This is a genomic window from Pantoea sp. At-9b (genome assembly GCF_000175935.2).
GTDB lineage: Bacteria > Pseudomonadota > Gammaproteobacteria > Enterobacterales > Enterobacteriaceae > Pantoea.
The window spans coordinates 895,844-913,085 of the sequence record NC_014837.1; the positions used below are offsets into that span (position 1 = coordinate 895,844).

Annotated in this window: 14 protein-coding genes, 2 tRNA genes and 2 rRNA genes; 10 read left to right on the forward strand and 8 right to left on the reverse strand. The window is 54.2% G+C overall.

Annotation, left to right across the window (positions count from 1 at the left end):
- Positions 1–5: 5 nt before the first annotated feature.
- From PAT9B_RS03910 to PAT9B_RS03925, 4 genes are all read left to right on the forward strand, one after another.
- On the forward strand, positions 6–2,156 hold the full coding sequence (locus PAT9B_RS03910) for a lysine decarboxylase LdcC (protein ID WP_013507959.1): 2,151 nt from the start codon (positions 6–8) through the stop codon (positions 2,154–2,156).
- A gap of 74 nt (positions 2,157–2,230) precedes the next feature.
- The gene (locus PAT9B_RS03915) at positions 2,231–2,620 is read left to right on the forward strand and encodes a VOC family protein (RefSeq protein WP_013507960.1); all 390 of its coding nucleotides are present in this window, start codon (positions 2,231–2,233) and stop codon (positions 2,618–2,620) included.
- A gap of 53 nt (positions 2,621–2,673) precedes the next feature.
- Positions 2,674–3,975 carry a tRNA lysidine(34) synthetase TilS gene (gene tilS / locus PAT9B_RS03920; RefSeq protein ID WP_013507961.1) on the forward strand — a complete coding sequence of 434 codons (1,302 nt, stop codon included), beginning with the start codon at positions 2,674–2,676 and terminating at the stop codon, positions 3,973–3,975.
- 14 nt (positions 3,976–3,989) lie between these two features.
- Positions 3,990–4,298 carry a cytochrome c gene (locus tag PAT9B_RS03925; RefSeq protein ID WP_013507962.1) on the forward strand — a complete coding sequence of 103 codons (309 nt, stop codon included), beginning with the start codon at positions 3,990–3,992 and terminating at the stop codon, positions 4,296–4,298.
- A 40-nt stretch (positions 4,299–4,338) separates the two neighbouring features.
- Here PAT9B_RS03925 and rof read toward each other — a convergent pair whose 3' ends face one another.
- Positions 4,339–4,602 carry a Rho-binding antiterminator gene (gene rof, locus PAT9B_RS03930; RefSeq protein ID WP_013507963.1) on the reverse strand — a complete coding sequence of 88 codons (264 nt, stop codon included), beginning with the start codon at positions 4,600–4,602 and terminating at the stop codon, positions 4,339–4,341.
- Positions 4,589–4,789: a YaeP family protein gene (locus tag PAT9B_RS03935; RefSeq protein ID WP_013507964.1), complete on the reverse strand. Its 201-nt coding sequence runs from the start codon at positions 4,787–4,789 to the stop codon at positions 4,589–4,591. The genes rof and PAT9B_RS03935 overlap by 14 nt, the downstream gene beginning before the upstream one ends.
- 216 nt (positions 4,790–5,005) lie before the next feature.
- Between PAT9B_RS03935 and arfB the strand changes: the two genes are divergently transcribed.
- On the forward strand, positions 5,006–5,416 hold the full coding sequence (gene arfB / locus PAT9B_RS03940) for an alternative ribosome rescue aminoacyl-tRNA hydrolase ArfB (protein ID WP_013507965.1): 411 nt from the start codon (positions 5,006–5,008) through the stop codon (positions 5,414–5,416).
- 34 nt (positions 5,417–5,450) lie between these two features.
- On the opposite strand, the gene proS is transcribed toward arfB, so the two are convergent.
- From proS to metN, 6 genes are all read right to left on the reverse strand, one after another.
- On the reverse strand, positions 5,451–7,169 hold the full coding sequence (proS, locus tag PAT9B_RS03945; protein WP_013507966.1) for a proline--tRNA ligase: 1,719 nt from the start codon (positions 7,167–7,169) through the stop codon (positions 5,451–5,453).
- 91 nt (positions 7,170–7,260) lie between these two features.
- Positions 7,261–7,968, reverse strand: a complete 708-nt coding sequence (tsaA, locus tag PAT9B_RS03950) for a tRNA (N6-threonylcarbamoyladenosine(37)-N6)-methyltransferase TrmO (protein WP_013507967.1) — start codon at positions 7,966–7,968, stop codon at positions 7,261–7,263.
- Positions 7,965–8,366: an Rcs stress response system protein RcsF gene (gene rcsF / locus PAT9B_RS03955; protein WP_013507968.1), complete on the reverse strand. Its 402-nt coding sequence runs from the start codon at positions 8,364–8,366 to the stop codon at positions 7,965–7,967. The genes tsaA and rcsF overlap by 4 nt, the downstream gene beginning before the upstream one ends.
- 127 nt (positions 8,367–8,493) lie before the next feature.
- On the reverse strand, positions 8,494–9,309 hold the full coding sequence (locus PAT9B_RS03960; protein WP_013507969.1) for a MetQ/NlpA family lipoprotein: 816 nt from the start codon (positions 9,307–9,309) through the stop codon (positions 8,494–8,496).
- A 36-nt stretch (positions 9,310–9,345) separates the two neighbouring features.
- The gene (locus PAT9B_RS03965; RefSeq protein ID WP_013507970.1) at positions 9,346–9,999 is read right to left on the reverse strand and encodes a methionine ABC transporter permease MetI; all 654 of its coding nucleotides are present in this window, start codon (positions 9,997–9,999) and stop codon (positions 9,346–9,348) included.
- Positions 9,992–11,023, reverse strand: coding sequence for a methionine ABC transporter ATP-binding protein MetN (gene metN, locus PAT9B_RS03970; protein ID WP_013507971.1), 1,032 nt, complete (start codon positions 11,021–11,023; stop codon positions 9,992–9,994). The genes PAT9B_RS03965 and metN overlap by 8 nt, the downstream gene beginning before the upstream one ends.
- 188 nt (positions 11,024–11,211) lie before the next feature.
- Here metN and gmhB point away from each other — a divergent pair, with 188 nt between their 5' ends.
- From gmhB to PAT9B_RS03995, 5 genes are all read left to right on the forward strand, one after another.
- Complete coding sequence (gmhB, locus tag PAT9B_RS03975) at positions 11,212–11,772, forward strand: D-glycero-beta-D-manno-heptose 1,7-bisphosphate 7-phosphatase (RefSeq protein WP_013507972.1); 561 nt, start codon at positions 11,212–11,214, stop codon at positions 11,770–11,772.
- A gap of 379 nt (positions 11,773–12,151) precedes the next feature.
- A 16S ribosomal RNA gene (locus PAT9B_RS03980) occupies positions 12,152–13,694 on the forward strand.
- A gap of 74 nt (positions 13,695–13,768) precedes the next feature.
- Positions 13,769–13,845 (forward strand) — tRNA-Ile (locus PAT9B_RS03985).
- A 146-nt stretch (positions 13,846–13,991) separates the two neighbouring features.
- A tRNA-Ala gene (locus PAT9B_RS03990) sits at positions 13,992–14,067 on the forward strand.
- A gap of 194 nt (positions 14,068–14,261) precedes the next feature.
- Positions 14,262–17,164, forward strand: a 23S ribosomal RNA gene (locus PAT9B_RS03995).
- Together the 16S and 23S rRNA genes with 2 tRNA genes alongside form the textbook arrangement of a ribosomal RNA operon.
- The last annotated feature ends 78 nt before the right edge of the window (positions 17,165–17,242 follow it).

Below are 17,242 nucleotides of genomic sequence, written 5' to 3' on the forward strand. Positions count from 1 at the left end.
GAGCATTGAATATTCTTGCGATCATGGGACCGCACGGGGTTTTCTACAAAGATGAACCGATGCGTGAGTTGGATGCAGCATTGAAGCTGCAAGGCTTCCAGACCGTCTATCCCCACAATGCCAGTGACCTGCTGAAGCTGATTGAGCACAACCCCCGGGTGTGCGGCGTGGTTTTTGACTGGGATGATTACAGCTTGTCGCTTTGCAGCGATATCAATCAACTCAACGAATACCTGCCGCTGTACGCGTTTATCAACACCCATTCACAATTGGATGTCAGCATCAATGAAATGCGCATGGCGCTGCATTTCTTCGAATATGCCCTGAGCGTAGCTGACGACATCGCGTTGCATATTCGCCAGTACACCGATGAATACATCGACAAAATCACCCCGCCGCTGACCAAAGCGTTATTTACCTATGTCAAAGAGGGCAAATACACCTTCTGCACCCCCGGCCATATGGGCGGGACGGCGTTCCAGAAAAGCCCGGTCGGCAGCTTGTTCTACGATTTTTTTGGCGCGAATACGCTGAAAGCGGATATCTCGATTTCGGTGACGGAGCTGGGTTCTCTGCTTGACCACACCGGCCCACATCTGGAAGCAGAAGAGTACGTCGCCCGCACCTTTGGTGCAGAGCAGAGTTACATGGTGACCAATGGCACCTCGACTTCGAATAAGATCGTGGGGATGTATGCGGCACCCACGGGCAGCACGGTGCTGATTGACCGTAATTGCCATAAATCGCTGACCCATCTGCTGATGATGAGCGACATTATCCCGCTGTGGCTGAAGCCAACGCGTAACGCGCTGGGCATTCTCGGCGGGATACCACAGCGGGAATTTACCCGTGACAGCATCCAGCACAAAGTCGACAACACACCGCGCGCCAGCTGGCCGGTGCATGCGGTGATCACCAACTCAACCTATGATGGCTTGCTGTATAACACCGAATATATCAAGCGGACGTTAGATGTCCCGTCGATCCACTTTGACTCTGCCTGGGTACCCTATACCAATTTTCACCCGATCTATGACGGGAAAAGCGGCATGAGCGGCGATCGGGTGCCGGGCAAGGTGATCTATGAAACGCAATCGACGCACAAGCTGCTGGCGGCATTTTCCCAGGCTTCGCTGATTCATATCAAAGGGGACTACGACGAGCAGACCTTTAACGAAGCCTACATGATGCACACCACCACGTCGCCAAACTACGCGATTGTCTCGTCGATCGAGACAGCAGCGGCGATGCTGCGAGGCAATCCGGGGAAGCGTCTGATCAATCGTTCGGTAGAAAGAGCACTGCATTTCCGGCGTGAAATCCAGCGGTTGCGCGAAGAGTCAGACGGCTGGTTCTTCGATATCTGGCAGCCGGAGCAAGTGGATGAAGCGGAATGTTGGCCGATCCAACCCGGCGAGGAGGATTGGCACGGCTTTACCCAAGCCGATTGCGATCATATGTACCTTGATCCGATTAAGGTGACGATCCTGACGCCAGGGATGAGCGAGTTGGGTGTGATGACGGAAGAGGGGATTCCGGCGGCGCTGGTCGCGAAATTCCTCGACCAGCGCGGTGTGGTGGTGGAGAAAACCGGTCCGTATAACCTGCTGTTCCTGTTTAGCATTGGCATCGATAAAACCAAAGCGATGAGCGTGCTGCGTGGCCTGACCGAGTTTAAACGCGCCTACGATCTCAATCTGCGGGTGAAAAACATGCTGCCGGACCTCTACGCCGAAGATCCCGATTTTTACCGCAACATGCGTATTCAGACGCTGGCGCAGGGGATTCATCAGCTGATCCTGCAACATGATTTGCCCCGTTTGATGCTCAAGGCGTTTGACGTGTTGCCGGAGATGAAGATGACCCCACACCAGGCCTTCCAGCAGCAGGTCAAGGGGCAGGTGGAAACGGTGGATATTCGTGAGTTAGTCGGGCGTATCTCTGCCAATATGATTTTGCCCTACCCGCCGGGCGTACCTTTGGTCATGCCGGGTGAGATGATTACCGAGCAGAGCCGTGCGGTGCTCGATTTTCTGTTGATGCTCTGCACCATCGGACGGCACTATCCTGGCTTTGAGACGGACATCCACGGTGCAACGCTGACCGAGGATGGGCGTTATCTGGTGCGGGTGTTAAAAGGCGAGAACGATCATTAACTTCAGATAAACGCCTCTTTTCAGCAGGCCGCCTGCCACGTAAGGTAAGCGGCTAACCAGAAAACGGAGCCGCTATGCTACAGATAAAACAGATCCACCACATTGCCATCATTGCCACCGATTATGCGCGCAGTAAGGCATTTTATTGTGACGTGTTGGGTTTTGAACTGTTGGGGGAGTTTTACCGGGCGGAGCGTGATTCATGGAAAGGGGATCTCGGATTGAATGGTGTCTACACCATTGAACTGTTCTCCTTCCCGTCGCCGCCACCGCGCGTCAGCCAGCCGGAAGCCTGCGGTTTACGTCACCTGGCATTCTGCGTTGCAGATGTGGAACAGTCGGTCGCGGCGCTGGCTGAGAAGGGGGTGATTTGCGAACCGATTCGTATCGATGCGTTGACCGGTAAAAGCTGTACCTTCTTCTCGGACCCGGATGGTTTGCCGCTGGAGCTGTATCAGGCGTAAAATAGCGCCCGTCGCGGGCCGCAATCGGGCGGTTCGCTCTCACGGAATGCGCCATGTCTTTGTCCCATCTTGCTGCACTGCTGACACCCGACGCCCGCTGCGTGCTGGCGTTCAGCGGTGGGCTGGATTCCACCGTATTGCTGCATCAACTGGTTTGCTGGCGACAGCAGCACCCGCAGATGCAGCTGCGCGCATTGCATGTTCATCATGGTTTAAGCCCCAACGCCGATAGCTGGGCGGCGCATTGCCAGCACCTTTGCCAGCAGTGGCACATCCCCTGTGAGGTACTCCGTGTCAGGGTGGATGGGCGTGAGCAGGGGATTGAGGCGGCAGCGCGTGATGCGCGTTATCAGGCGCTATTACAGCACCTGCAACCCGGTGAGCACTTACTTACCGCCCAGCACCTCGACGATCAATGTGAAACCTTGTTACTGGCGCTGAAGCGTGGCAGTGGCCCGGCGGGCCTTGCAGCAATGCCATCGCAACGCATTCTGGGGGAGAATACCCATCTACGTCCGCTGCTGGCTCTTAGCCGCCAGCAGCTTGAAAGTTGGGCGGCGCAGCATCAGCTGAGCTGGATTGAAGACGAGAGCAACGCGGATTGCCGCTACGACAGAAATTTTCTCCGCCAGCAGGTACTTCCGCTACTCCAGGCGCGTTGGCCGCATTTCAGTGCTGCTGCTGCCCGCAGCGCCGCGTTATGTGGTGAACAGGAGCAGCTACTGGACGAACTGCTGGCAGAACAGCTGGCGCAATTGACAGACAAGCAGGGGCGGCTTAACTTCACGCCGTTACTGGCGATGCAGGAGGCACGCCGCCATGCGCTGCTGCGCCGCTGGATTGCCGGGCAGGGCGGAACCATGCCTTCGCGTGATGCGTTACTGCGTATCACCCGCGAAGTGATGCATAGCCGCGAAGATGCGCAACCCTGCCTGCATTTTGGCGCTTTTGAACTGCGTCGTTATCGCCAGCAACTCTACTGGCTTCCGTCTCAGCCTTCCCTCAGTCAGCACTCACTTACCTGGCATGACCGCTCGCAACCTTTGCCTTTGCCTGAATCACTCGGGGAGCTACAGGCGTGCTGTGATATTGCCCGGCTGCGTTTCCCGACCGATGACGAGCAGGTGAGTATCCGTTTTAAGGCCCAGGGCTATGTGCACGTGCTGGAACGGGCGGGAGGCCGTGAACTGAAAAAACTGTGGCAGGAGCTGGGGGTTCCGCCCTGGCAGCGCGAACGTATCCCACTGATTTACTACAACCAGACGTTAATCTGCGCCCCGGGGTTTTTTATCACCCGTGACGGCGCGGCCAGCAATGAGCAAGGCTGGACGGCAGTCTGGTTACAACAACAATAAAACGGAGAGCAATGATGAAATACTGGATTGCGGCGGCATTTTTCGCCGTGGCACTGCCGGCGCTGGCCGACGGTGATATTAAGGCGGGGGCGCAGAAAGCCGCCACTTGCCTGGCATGTCATGGTGCGGAAGGGAAAAGTGCCGTGCCGCTGTATCCCAATCTGGCCGGACAACATGCCCCTTATCTGCTGCACGCCTTGCAAGCCTACAAAAAGGGCGAGCGCAGTGGAGGGCAAGCTGAGGTGATGAAAGCGTTTGTGGCTGGGTTAAGCGATCAGGATATGGAAGATTTGGCGGCGTATTACGGTTCGTTGCAACCCTAAGCGAGGGGGGCGGGAGTGGGATTTCCCGCCCGTAGGAAGGTTACTCGTCTTCGCTGACGATGACGGTGCCCAGCTCAGGGTGGCTGAAGCTGGCGATGTGATCGAGCCGCAGCTCGCGGGTCTCGCCGGAGAGGTCGACTGCAAGATACTCGACGTTTTTGCGTGAGATCATATCCACGGCTTTCGCCTTGAGCTGATCACCGTTTTTTAATTCGAGCGCAAGCGTCCAGTGTTTTTGGCAGGCGAGTTCCAGGTTGTCGTAGTCATCGCAGTTGATGGGTTTGTAGGCTTCATTCGTCAACATAGTCGCTCACCAATAAGTTCGCAGCGGCATAGGCTGCCTGTTCCCTGACAGAAGAGTTTAGCGCAGAATTAGCGGCAATATCATTGAGTGCATTCAGCGCGCATCCAATGGCATCTGGCACATAACCCAGGTCGCCGCTGCCAATCTCGGCATATTTCTGGCGAACTAACTCACAATACTTTTGCACATTCACCTCCTCAGCAGAGTATCAATACTCTGGTTGATAGGAGACTATATCACAGGCATTTCACTGAAATCAGCCAGTGCGCAGCGTGAAGCCTTCAGAGAAAAGCAGAAAAGTGGCAAAATCCGCTGCGGTTAAGCGTGTGCACTGCGCACAAAAGGTTAAGTTAATGGACAGGTTATTACGCGGTACAGGATCTTTTCCTGCGGCAGGTGACAGATGATTGTATTGTCACGTTCGGTTTCACTGCCGGAAAATGAGGTAGAGCTGAGCGCCATCCGTGCCCAGGGGGCGGGTGGGCAGCATGTGAATAAAACCTCAACCGCCATCCACCTGCGTTTTGATATCAATGCCTCATCATTGCCGCCGTTTTATAAAGAGCGGCTGCTGGGGGCGCGTCACCATTTGATCACCGAAGACGGGGTGGTGATTATCAAAGCGCAGGAGTATCGCAGCCAGGAGATGAATCGTGAAGCCGCACTACAGCGGTTGATTAATTTAATCCGGGAATTGACGACGGTGGAGAAAGTACGACGAGCCACCCGGCCTACCCGAGCATCGAAGGAGCGACGACTGGAAGGCAAAGCGCGGCGGAGTAGTACCAAGGCATTGCGGGGAAAAGTGCGCTAAAAAAAGCGCCTCTGGTCAGAGGCGCTCAGGGGCATTACTTGTTCAGGGCTTTTGCCAGGAAGTCGACGATTTCGCTGTGCTTAATCATCTCTTTCTCGCTGGCGGAACGCGCCTTGTACTCGATCTCGGCATTATCGAGGTTACGATCGCCAATCACGATGGTGTGCGGTACACCAATCAGTTCCATATCGGCAAACATCACGCCCGGACGCTCTTTACGGTCATCCAGAATCACGTCAATGCCTTTGGCACGCAGCGCGTTGTACAGCTCATCCGCCACTTCTTTTACGCGGAAAGATTTGTGCATGTTCATTGGCAGGATCGCCACTTCGAACGGTGCCAGCGCAGCGGGCCAGATAATGCCACGCTCATCATGGTTCTGCTCAATCGCGGCAGCTACCACGCGGGTGATACCGATACCGTAGCAACCCATCGTCATGATCTGATTACGACCGTCTTCGCCTTGTACCGCCGCTTTCAGCGCATCGGAATATTTGGTGCCGAGCTGGAAGATGTGGCCAACTTCAATACCACGTTTAATCAGCAGCGTACCTTTACCGTCTGGGCTGGGATCGCCTTCCACCACGTTGCGGATATCTTCGACACGCGGTTCCGGCAGGTCACGCCCCCAGTTAATACCGGCGTAATGTTTGCCATCGATGTTGGCACCGGCGCAGAAATCGCTGGTTTTCGCTACGGTACGGTCAGCAATCACCGGCATGGTCAGACCCACCGGGCCGAGGGAGCCAGGACCTGCGCCCAGTACCGCACGGATTTCGGCTTCAGTGGCCATCTCCAGCGGGGCAGCAACGATATCCAGTTTCTCTGCTTTTACTTCATTCAGCTGATGATCGCCGCGCAGCAACAGGGCAACCAGCGCGTGGCCGCTCTCTTCGCTGCCTTTGACAAACAGCGTCTTAACAGTTTTCTCAATCGGCAGCTGATGTTGCTCAACCAGCTCGGCGATAGTTTTCGCATGCGGCGTGTCGAACTGCACCATCGCCTGCGTTGGTTGCGGACGTTCACCCGCCGGAGCCAGCGCCTCCGCTTTTTCAATGTTGGCCGCGTAATCAGATTCGCTGGAGAAGATCACATCATCTTCACCGCTCTGGGCCAGCACCTGGAATTCATGTGAAGCGCTACCACCGATGGAACCGGTATCCGCCTGTACCGCACGGAAATCCAGCCCCATACGGCTGAAGCTCTGGCTGTAGGCGCGGTACATCGCGTCGTAGGTTTCCTGCAACGATTCCTGTGACGTGTGGAACGAGTAGGCATCTTTCATGATGAACTCGCGTGAACGCATCACACCAAAGCGCGGACGCACTTCGTCACGGAATTTGGTCTGGATCTGATACAGGTTGAGCGGCAACTGCTTGTAGGAGCTCAGCTCGTTACGGATCAGGTCAGTGACCACTTCTTCATGCGTCGGACCCAGCACGAACGGGCGCTCGTGACGGTCTTTAATACGCAGCAGTTCGGGGCCATATTGCTCCCAACGGCCACTCTCTTCCCACAGATCGGCAGGCTGAACCACCGGCATAGAGATCTCAATCGCACCCGCGTTGTTCATCTCTTCACGCACGATGTTTTCGACTTTTCTCAGCACGCGAACACCGGTCGGCAGCCAGGTATACAGACCTGAAGCCAGTTTACGGATCATCCCGGCACGCAGCATCAGCTGGTGGCTGATAACTTCCGCATCGGAGGGCGTCTCCTTCAGAGTGGAGAGCAAATATTGAGTAGTACGCATTGATTACGATTCCAGTTATACGGAAGGTCACTGACAAAAAATTTTGCTGGCGGCTAGTGTACCAGCGAGATCCGTCACTCAAAAGCGCGTTTTAGCGCGGATCGAGGGCGATCACCTCGGTGCCGGTCTCGTCAATGCGCCAGCGCACATTAAAATCGAGCAGCCAGGCAGCATATTCACGATCCACGGCCTCACCTTTGCGATAAGCCGGGCGCGGGTCCTGCGCCAATACATCGCTGATGAAGCGCGCCAGATGGGGGTGGTTCTTCTGTTGCTGCTGGATTTGCGCCAGCGCCAGTGCGGAGAAACGCACCGGCATGGCTGCTTCGGGAGCCTGCTGGGCAAATCCGGCGCGTGCATCCGGTAAGGCTTCGGCAAAGGGCAGATAAGGTTTGATATCCACCACGGGGGTGCCATCCACCAAATCCAGGCTACCCAGCTGCAAAATCACCTGCTGCTTTTCGCAGCGAATCCCTTTGAGTTCAACCAGCGACATGCCAATTGGATTGGGGCGGAAGGTTGATCGCGTGGCAAAGACTCCCATGCGCGCATTCCCCCCCAGACGTGGCGGACGCACGGTGGGCCGCCAACCGCCTGCCATGGTTTGATGAAACACAAACAGCACCCATAAATGGCTGAACGCTTCGAGACCGCGCACCGCTTCAGCCTGGTTGTAAGGGGGCAGCAGATGCAGCTCACCGGTACCATCCTGCACCAGACCTGGCTGGCGCGGAACCGCGAATTTTTCTTTCCACGGCGAATGGATTACGCCGATTTGCGCAAAGGCAAACTCACTCATTGATTGGCAACTTTCAGCGCAGAACCCTGGCAGATGGCCTGACGGTAGCAACCCGGAGTGCTGGAGACGATTTCGCATTTATGCAGGAGCACGGCGTTCGCCTTCATCCCGGCAGCTCTGAGTTGCAGGCGTTTACGGGCCGTGTTGAGGTTCGGTGGTGAATCCTGGGTGCTGCTCTGGCAATCATCACCAGACACTTCACCGAGGTCACGGAAAGGTTTGCTGACCAAATCGGTCGCATCCGTGTAAATCTTCACCGGGGCCGGACGCGGTGCAGGGCGGCGTTCCGGTTCGCTGGATTGCTGCTGCGGGTGCGATGAAGCACTGCTTATCGGGTGATATTCACGCACACACCCGGTCAGCATCAATGCTAACAAGCAGAGCGGTAAAAAACGCATGGCAACATCCTCATGTTTTAAAAAGTGGCGTTATTGAAACAAGGACAACCGTAAATAACAAGTCAGCTGCCACAACCGGCAAAAGAAAGGGCGGCCGAAGCCGCCCTGGATGTCAGGAGAAGGGAGATTACCAGCCCTTCACTGCACCACCGTTGAAGATTTTGTTCGCGGCTTCCGCGACTTCGTCAGACTGGTAAGCCTGAACAAATTTCTTCACGTTTTCAGCATCTTTGTTGTCTTCACGGCTGACGATCAGGTTCACGTAAGGTGAATCTTTATCTTCAACGAAGATACCGTCTTTCGCCGGAGTCAGGCCGATCTGGCTGGCGTAAGTGGTGTTGATCACGGCCAGCGCAATCTGCTGATCGTCCAGTGAACGCGGCAACTGCGGCGCTTCCAGCTCAACAATCTTCAGGTTTTTCGGGTTTTCAGTGATATCCAGTGCGGTCGGCAGCAGGCCAACACCGTCTTTCAGTTTGATCAGACCCACTTTCTGCAACAGCAGCAGTGAACGGCCGAGGTTAGTCGGGTCATTCGGGATAGCGATCTGAGCGCCGTTTTGCAGCTCATCCAGCGATTTGATCTTTTTGGAGTAACCGGCAATCGGGTAAACGAAGGTGTTGCCAACCGGCACCAGCTTGTAACCGCGATCTTTGATCTGCTGATCCAGATACGGTTTATGCTGGAAGGCGTTGACGTCGATATCGCCTTTGCTCAGTGCTTCGTTCGGCAGAACGTAGTCGTTGAAGGTGACCAATTCAACATCCAGGCCATATTTCTCTTTCGCGACTTTCTGTGCCGTTTCAGCAACCTGCTGCTCGGCGCCAACAATCACACCCACTTTAATGTGGTTTGGATCTTTGGCTTTCTGATCGCATCCGGCCAGCGCAATCACGCCAATCAGCGCGCCCACAGCGGCAATCTTTTTAAATGTAAAAGACATATCCTTTCCTTAATAGAGAATATTGATATTGCTTGCTTACTTATGGGACACAGCACGCACGATGCGGTCGCCACAGAATTGGATTAAATAAACCAGTACCACCAACAGCACCAGTACGGTATTCATCACGGTGGCGTTATAGCCAATGTAACCATACTGATAGCCGATCTGACCGAGTCCGCCAGCGCCCACGGCACCGCCCATCGCGGAATAACCAACCAGCGTAATCAGGGTAATTGTAGCGGCATTCACTAGCCCTGGCAGGGCTTCCGGCAGTAACACCTTACGCACGATTTGTAATGGTGTGGCACCCATCGCGCGTGACGCTTCGATCAACCCGGTGGGCAGCTCAAGCAGGGCGTTTTCCACCATACGGGCGATAAACGGCGCGGCACCGACGGTCAGCGGTACAATCGCGGCCTGCAATCCAATCGAGGTGCCGACGATCGCGCGGGTAAAAGGAATCATCCATACCAGCAGGATAATGAACGGGATGGAGCGGAAGATATTTACCAGCGCCGAGAGTACGCGATACAGTGCACCGTTCGCCAGAATCTGGCCAGGACGCGTGACGTATAGCAGTACGCCGACCGGCAGACCGAGTACAAAACCAAAGAAGCCGGAGACAAAGGTCATCATCAGCGTTTCCCAAATGCCACGTCCCAGTAGCCACATCATCGCTTCAGACATAACCCAGTACCTCTACTTTCACGTGATTCTCTTTCAGCCAGGCAATGGCGGCTTGTGTATCCATTTCACTGCCGTCCATCTCGGCCAGCATGATGCCGAATTTCACGCCACCGGCGTAATCCATCTGCGCGCTAATGATATTGTTGTTAACGTTGAAGCGACGTGCCGCTTCCGACAGCAGGGGCGCATCCACTGACTTGCCGGTGAATTCCAGGCGTAATAAAGGCACGGTTGCGGTTCCAGACTGGGCCGACATCCGCTGCTGGTAATCGTCGGGAATATCGAGATGCAAAGTTGACTGAATAAACTGCTGCGCCAGCGGGGTTTTCGGATGAGAAAACACTTCGCTTACGGTGTCTTGTTCAATCAGTTCACCCTGGCTGATTACCGCGACCTGATCACAGATGCGCTTCACCACATCCATTTCATGGGTGATCAGCAGAATGGTCAGGCCAAGACGGCGATTGATATCCTTCAGCAACTCCAGGATGGAGCGGGTGGTTGCCGGGTCCAGGGCGCTGGTGGCTTCGTCACACAACAGCACTTTAGGATTGCTGGCCAGTGCGCGGGCAATGGCGACACGTTGCTTTTGACCACCGGACAGATTGGCGGGCCATGCATCATGTTTATCTGCCAGACCGACCAGATCGAGCAACTCGCTGACGCGTTGTTTAATCTGTTCGCGTGAAAGATTACCCAGCTCGAGCGGTAAAGCGACATTGCCGGCAACGGTGCGCGAGTTCATCAGGTTAAAATGCTGGAAGATCATGCCAATCTGGCGGCGTGTCCGCGTCAGCTGGCTGGCAGAAAGCGCCGTCAGATCCTGGCCATCGACCCATACCCGGCCTGACGTTGGACGCTCCAGCAGATTGACGCAGCGAATAAGTGTACTTTTACCGGCACCGGATGCACCGATGACGCCATAAATCTGTCCGGCAGGCACGTGCAGGCTGACGTTGGATAACGCCTGAATCGTGCGTGAGCCTTGCTGGAACACTTTGCTAATATTTTCGAGTTTAATCATTAGGTTAATTATTATCGTGTTGCGTTGTCCGTGGTGTTTCGGGTTTCATCTGGCTACGCCGTGTGAAATCTGGATGGATGGTAAGGCATCCAGACGGCTAAATCAATGAAAGTCATTCAATCTGCCATTCTCTCAGTATGCGCAATCATGCGATACTGACCGGCAATTTTTGCAGCAGGAGTTTCTACGTGGCGAACAAAGTCCCGGCTATTTTTCTTGATCGTGATGGCACATTGAATGTCGATCACGGCTATGTCCATGAGATCGATAATTTTCAGTTTATTGATGGCACCATTGAGGCGTTGCAGGCGCTGAAAAAAATGGGCTATGCATTGGTACTGGTCACCAATCAGTCGGGCATTGCGCGCGGCATGTTTACTGAAGACCAGTTCATGCAGTTGACCGAGTGGATGGACTGGTCCCTGGCGGACCGTGATGTTGATCTCGACGGCATCTATTTTTGCCCGCATTTACCGGATGCGACGGTTGAAGAGTACCGCCAGCAATGTGACTGCCGTAAACCGCAGCCCGGCATGCTGCTTTCAGCGCAAAAGCATCTGCATATAGATATGGCTGCTTCTTATATGGTTGGCGATAAACTGGAAGATATGCAGGCGGCGCAAGCGGCAGGTGTTGGCACGAAAGTATTAGTGCGGACGGGTAAACCGGTGACAGCGGAAGGCGAAGCGGTTGCAGATTGGGTGATTGATAGCCTGGCTGACCTGCCGGAACGTATTAAAAAGGGCTAAAAACGGGCCTTTTGCACAAATTTCAGCCGAACAGTAAAAAAGTTGAAATTTACGCTTGCGCTTCGTCAGAGTCTCCCTATAATGCGCCTCCACTGACACGGCAAGCGGCAACGCAGACGGTCAGCGAGGGACGAAGTGATTCATCCCGCCAGAGAAAAATCTCGAAAAAGAGATTGACTCTGAAGGAGGAAAGCGTAATATACGCCACCTCGCGACAGACGGTTAACCCGCTGCTCGCACTGCTCTTTAACAATTTATCAGACAATCTGTGTGGGCACTCGCAGGATTGATATCAAAAGTCTACGGACTTAAAAAATATCAAGTCTCAAGAGTGAACACGTAATTCATTACGAAGTTTAATTCTTTGAGCATCAAACTTAAATTGAAGAGTTTGATCATGGCTCAGATTGAACGCTGGCGGCAGGCCTAACACATGCAAGTCGAACGGTAGCACAGAGGAGCTTGCTCCTTGGGTGACGAGTGGCGGACGGGTGAGTAATGTCTGGGGATCTGCCCGATGGAGGGGGATAACTACTGGAAACGGTAGCTAATACCGCATAACGTCGCAAGACCAAAGTGGGGGACCTTCGGGCCTCACACCATCGGATGAACCCAGATGGGATTAGCTAGTAGGTGGGGTAACGGCTCACCTAGGCGACGATCCCTAGCTGGTCTGAGAGGATGACCAGCCACACTGGAACTGAGACACGGTCCAGACTCCTACGGGAGGCAGCAGTGGGGAATATTGCACAATGGGCGCAAGCCTGATGCAGCCATGCCGCGTGTATGAAGAAGGCCTTCGGGTTGTAAAGTACTTTCAGCGGGGAGGAAGGTGTTGAAGTTAATAGCTTCAGCAATTGACGTTACCCGCAGAAGAAGCACCGGCTAACTCCGTGCCAGCAGCCGCGGTAATACGGAGGGTGCAAGCGTTAATCGGAATTACTGGGCGTAAAGCGCACGCAGGCGGTCTGTCAAGTCGGATGTGAAATCCCCGGGCTTAACCTGGGAACTGCATTCGAAACTGGCAGGCTAGAGTCTTGTAGAGGGGGGTAGAATTCCAGGTGTAGCGGTGAAATGCGTAGTAGATCTGGAGGAATACCGGTGGCGAAGGCGGCCCCCTGGACAAAGACTGACGCTCAGGTGCGAAAGCGTGGGGAGCAAACAGGATTAGATACCCTGGTAGTCCACGCTGTAAACGATGTCGACTTGGAGGTTGTGCCCTTGAGGCGTGGCTTCCGGAGCTAACGCGTTAAGTCGACCGCCTGGGGAGTACGGCCGCAAGGTTAAAACTCAAATGAATTGACGGGGGCCCGCACAAGCGGTGGAGCATGTGGTTTAATTCGATGCAACGCGAAGAACCTTACCTGGCCTTGACATCCACGGAATTTGGCAGAGATGCCTTAGTGCCTTCGGGAACCGTGAGACAGGTGCTGCATGGCTGTCGTCAGCTCGTGTTGTGAAATGTTGGGTTAAGTCCCGCAACGAGCGCAACCCTTATCCTTTGTTGCCAGCGATTCGGTCGGGAACTCAAAGGAGACTGCCGGTGATAAACCGGAGGAAGGTGGGGATGACGTCAAGTCATCATGGCCCTTACGGCCAGGGCTACACACGTGCTACAATGGCGCATACAAAGAGAAGCGACCTCGCGAGAGCAAGCGGACCTCATAAAGTGCGTCGTAGTCCGGATTGGAGTCTGCAACTCGACTCCATGAAGTCGGAATCGCTAGTAATCGTAGATCAGAATGCTACGGTGAATACGTTCCCGGGCCTTGTACACACCGCCCGTCACACCATGGGAGTGGGTTGCAAAAGAAGTAGGTAGCTTAACCTTCGGGAGGGCGCTTACCACTTTGTGATTCATGACTGGGGTGAAGTCGTAACAAGGTAACCGTAGGGGAACCTGCGGTTGGATCACCTCCTTACCTGAAGATACCTTCCTTCGAAGTGCTCACACAGATTGTCTGATGAAAAAGTAACGAGCAGAAAAAACCTCTACAGGCTTGTAGCTCAGGTGGTTAGAGCGCACCCCTGATAAGGGTGAGGTCGGTGGTTCAAGTCCACTCAGGCCTACCAAATTTCTCCTCATGCTGCGTTATGCGCGCGGTCGTTTACCTGAGTAAACTTCCCTTCCGCATGCCTTGCCTGAGAAGAAATTACATTCTTCATGTAAGAATGTTAACTCGGTTGAGTGGTAGTAGTGGTCTCTGCAGTAACTGTATGGGGCTATAGCTCAGCTGGGAGAGCGCCTGCCTTGCACGCAGGAGGTCAGCGGTTCGATCCCGCTTAGCTCCACCATTACAGTACTTCAATACTTCAGAGCGTACCGGAAACGGTGTGCTGCGAAGTATTTGCTCTTTAACAATCCGGAACAAGCTGAAAATTTGAAACGACACGTTGTTTCATTTCTCCGTAATAAGAAATGAAAGCGATGTGTTCGAGTCTCTCAAATGCTTGCAGTCTGCATGCGTGAAAACGCCTGTGGGTTGTGAGGTTAAGCGACTAAGCGTACACGGTGGATGCCCTGGCAGTCAGAGGCGATGAAGGACGTGCTAATCTGCGAAAAGCGTCGGTAAGGTGATATGAACCGCTACAGCCGACGATGTCCGAATGGGGAAACCCAGTGCACTTGTGCACTATCGTTAACTGAATACATAGGTTAACGAGGCGAACCGGGGGAACTGAAACATCTAAGTACCCCGAGGAAAAGAAATCAACCGAGATTCCCCCAGTAGCGGCGAGCGAACGGGGAACAGCCCAGAACCTGAATCAGTTTGTGTGTCAGTGGAAGCGTCTGGAAAGTCGCAGGGTACAGGGTGATACTCCCGTACACGAAGATACACTTGCTGTGAGTTCGATGAGTAGGGCGGGACACGTGGTATCCTGTCTGAATATGGGGGGACCATCCTCCAAGGCTAAATACTCCTGACTGACCGATAGTGAACCAGTACCGTGAGGGAAAGGCGAAAAGAACCCCGGCGAGGGGAGTGAAACAGAACCTGAAACCGTGTACGTACAAGCAGTGGGAGCATCCTTCGGGGTGTGACTGCGTACCTTTTGTATAATGGGTCAGCGACTTATATTCTGTAGCAAGGTTAACCGTATAGGGGAGCCGCAGGGAAACCGAGTCTTAACTGGGCGTTAAGTTGCAGGGTATAGACCCGAAACCCGGTGATCTAGCCATGGGCAGGTTGAAGGTTGGGTAACACTAACTGGAGGACCGAACCGACTAATGTTGAAAAATTAGCGGATGACTTGTGGCTGGGGGTGAAAGGCCAATCAAACCGGGAGATAGCTGGTTCTCCCCGAAAGCTATTTAGGTAGCGCCTCGTGAACTCATCTCCGGGGGTAGAGCACTGTTTCGGCTAGGGGGCCATCCCGGCTTACCAACCCGATGCAAACTGCGAATACCGGAGAATGTTATCACGGGAGACACACGGCGGGTGCTAACGTCCGTCGTGAAGAGGGAAACAACCCAGACCGCCAGCTAAGGTCCCAAAGTCATGGTTAAGTGGGAAACGATGTGGGAAGGCCCAGACAGCCAGGATGTTGGCTTAGAAGCAGCCATCATTTAAAGAAAGCGTAATAGCTCACTGGTCGAGTCGGCCTGCGCGGAAGATGTAACGGGGCTAAACCATGCACCGAAGCTGCGGCAGCGACACTATGTGTTGTTGGGTAGGGGAGCGTTCTGTAAGCCGTTGAAGGTGGACTGTGAGGTCTGCTGGAGGTATCAGAAGTGCGAATGCTGACATAAGTAACGATAAAGCGGGTGAAAAGCCCGCTCGCCGGAAGACCAAGGGTTCCTGTCCAACGTTAATCGGGGCAGGGTGAGTCGACCCCTAAGGCGAGGCTGAAAAGCGTAGTCGATGGGAAACAGGTTAATATTCCTGTACTTGGTGTTACTGCGAAGGGGGGACGGAGAAGGCTAGGTTATCCGGGCGACGGTTGTCCCGGTTTAAGCGTGTAGGCATGTGCACCAGGCAAATCCGGTGCGCTTTATGCTGAGGCGTGATGACGAGCCACTACGGTGGCGAAGTAACTGATGCCCTGCTTCCAGGAAAAGCCTCTAAGCTCCAGGTAACACGAAATCGTACCCCAAACCGACACAGGTGGTCAGGTAGAGAATACCAAGGCGCTTGAGAGAACTCGGGTGAAGGAACTAGGCAAAATGGTGCCGTAACTTCGGGAGAAGGCACGCTGGCATTAGGTGAAGGGACTTGCTCCCGGAGCTGAAGCCAGTCGAAGATACCAGCTGGCTGCAACTGTTTATTAAAAACACAGCACTGTGCAAACACGAAAGTGGACGTATACGGTGTGACGCCTGCCCGGTGCCGGAAGGTTAATTGATGGGGTTATCCGCAAGGAGAAGCTCTTGATCGAAGCCCCGGTAAACGGCGGCCGTAACTATAACGGTCCTAAGGTATCGAAATTCCTTGTCGGGTAAGTTCCGACCTGCACGAATGGCGTAATGATGGCCAGGCTGTCTCCACCCGAGACTCAGTGAAATTGAAATCGCTGTGAAGATGCAGTGTACCCGCGGCAAGACGGAAAGACCCCGTGAACCTTTACTATAGCTTGACACTGAACATTGAGCCTTGATGTGTAGGATAGGTGGGAGGCTTTGAAGCGTGGACGCCAGTCTGCGTGGAGCCAACCTTGAAATACCACCCTTTAATGTTTGATGTTCTAACGTAGGCCCGTAATCCGGGCTGCGGACAGTGTCTGGTGGGTAGTTTGACTGGGGCGGTCTCCTCCCAAAGTGTAACGGAGGAGCACGAAGGTTGGCTAATCCTGGTCGGACATCAGGAGGTTAGTGCAATGGCATAAGCCAGCTTGACTGCGAGAGTGACGGCTCGAGCAGGTGCGAAAGCAGGTCATAGTGATCCGGTGGTTCTGAATGGAAGGGCCATCGCTCAACGGATAAAAGGTACTCCGGGGATAACAGGCTGATACCGCCCAAGAGTTCATATCGACGGCGGTGTTTGGCACCTCGATGTCGGCTCATCACATCCTGGGGCTGAAGTAGGTCCCAAGGGTACGGCTGTTCGCCGTTTAAAGTGGTACGCGAGCTGGGTTTAGAACGTCGTGAGACAGTTCGGTCCCTATCTGCCGTGGGCGCTGGAGAATTGAGGGGGGTTGCTCCTAGTACGAGAGGACCGGAGTGAACGCACCACTGGTGTTCGGGTTGTCATGCCAATGGCATTGCCCGGTAGCTAAGTGCGGAAAAGATAAGTGCTGAAAGCATCTAAGCACGAAACTTGCCCCGAGATGAGTTCTCCCTGACTCCTTGAGAGTCCTGAAGGGACGTTGAAGACGACGACGTTGATAGGCCGGATGTGTAAGTGCAGCGATGCATTGAGCTAACCGGTACTAATGACCCGTGAGGCTTAACCTTACAACGCCAGAGGCGTTTTGAGTTGAGAGACGCAAGAATTTTCAGCATTGTTCAAACGGATTGATTCGTATGGCCTGT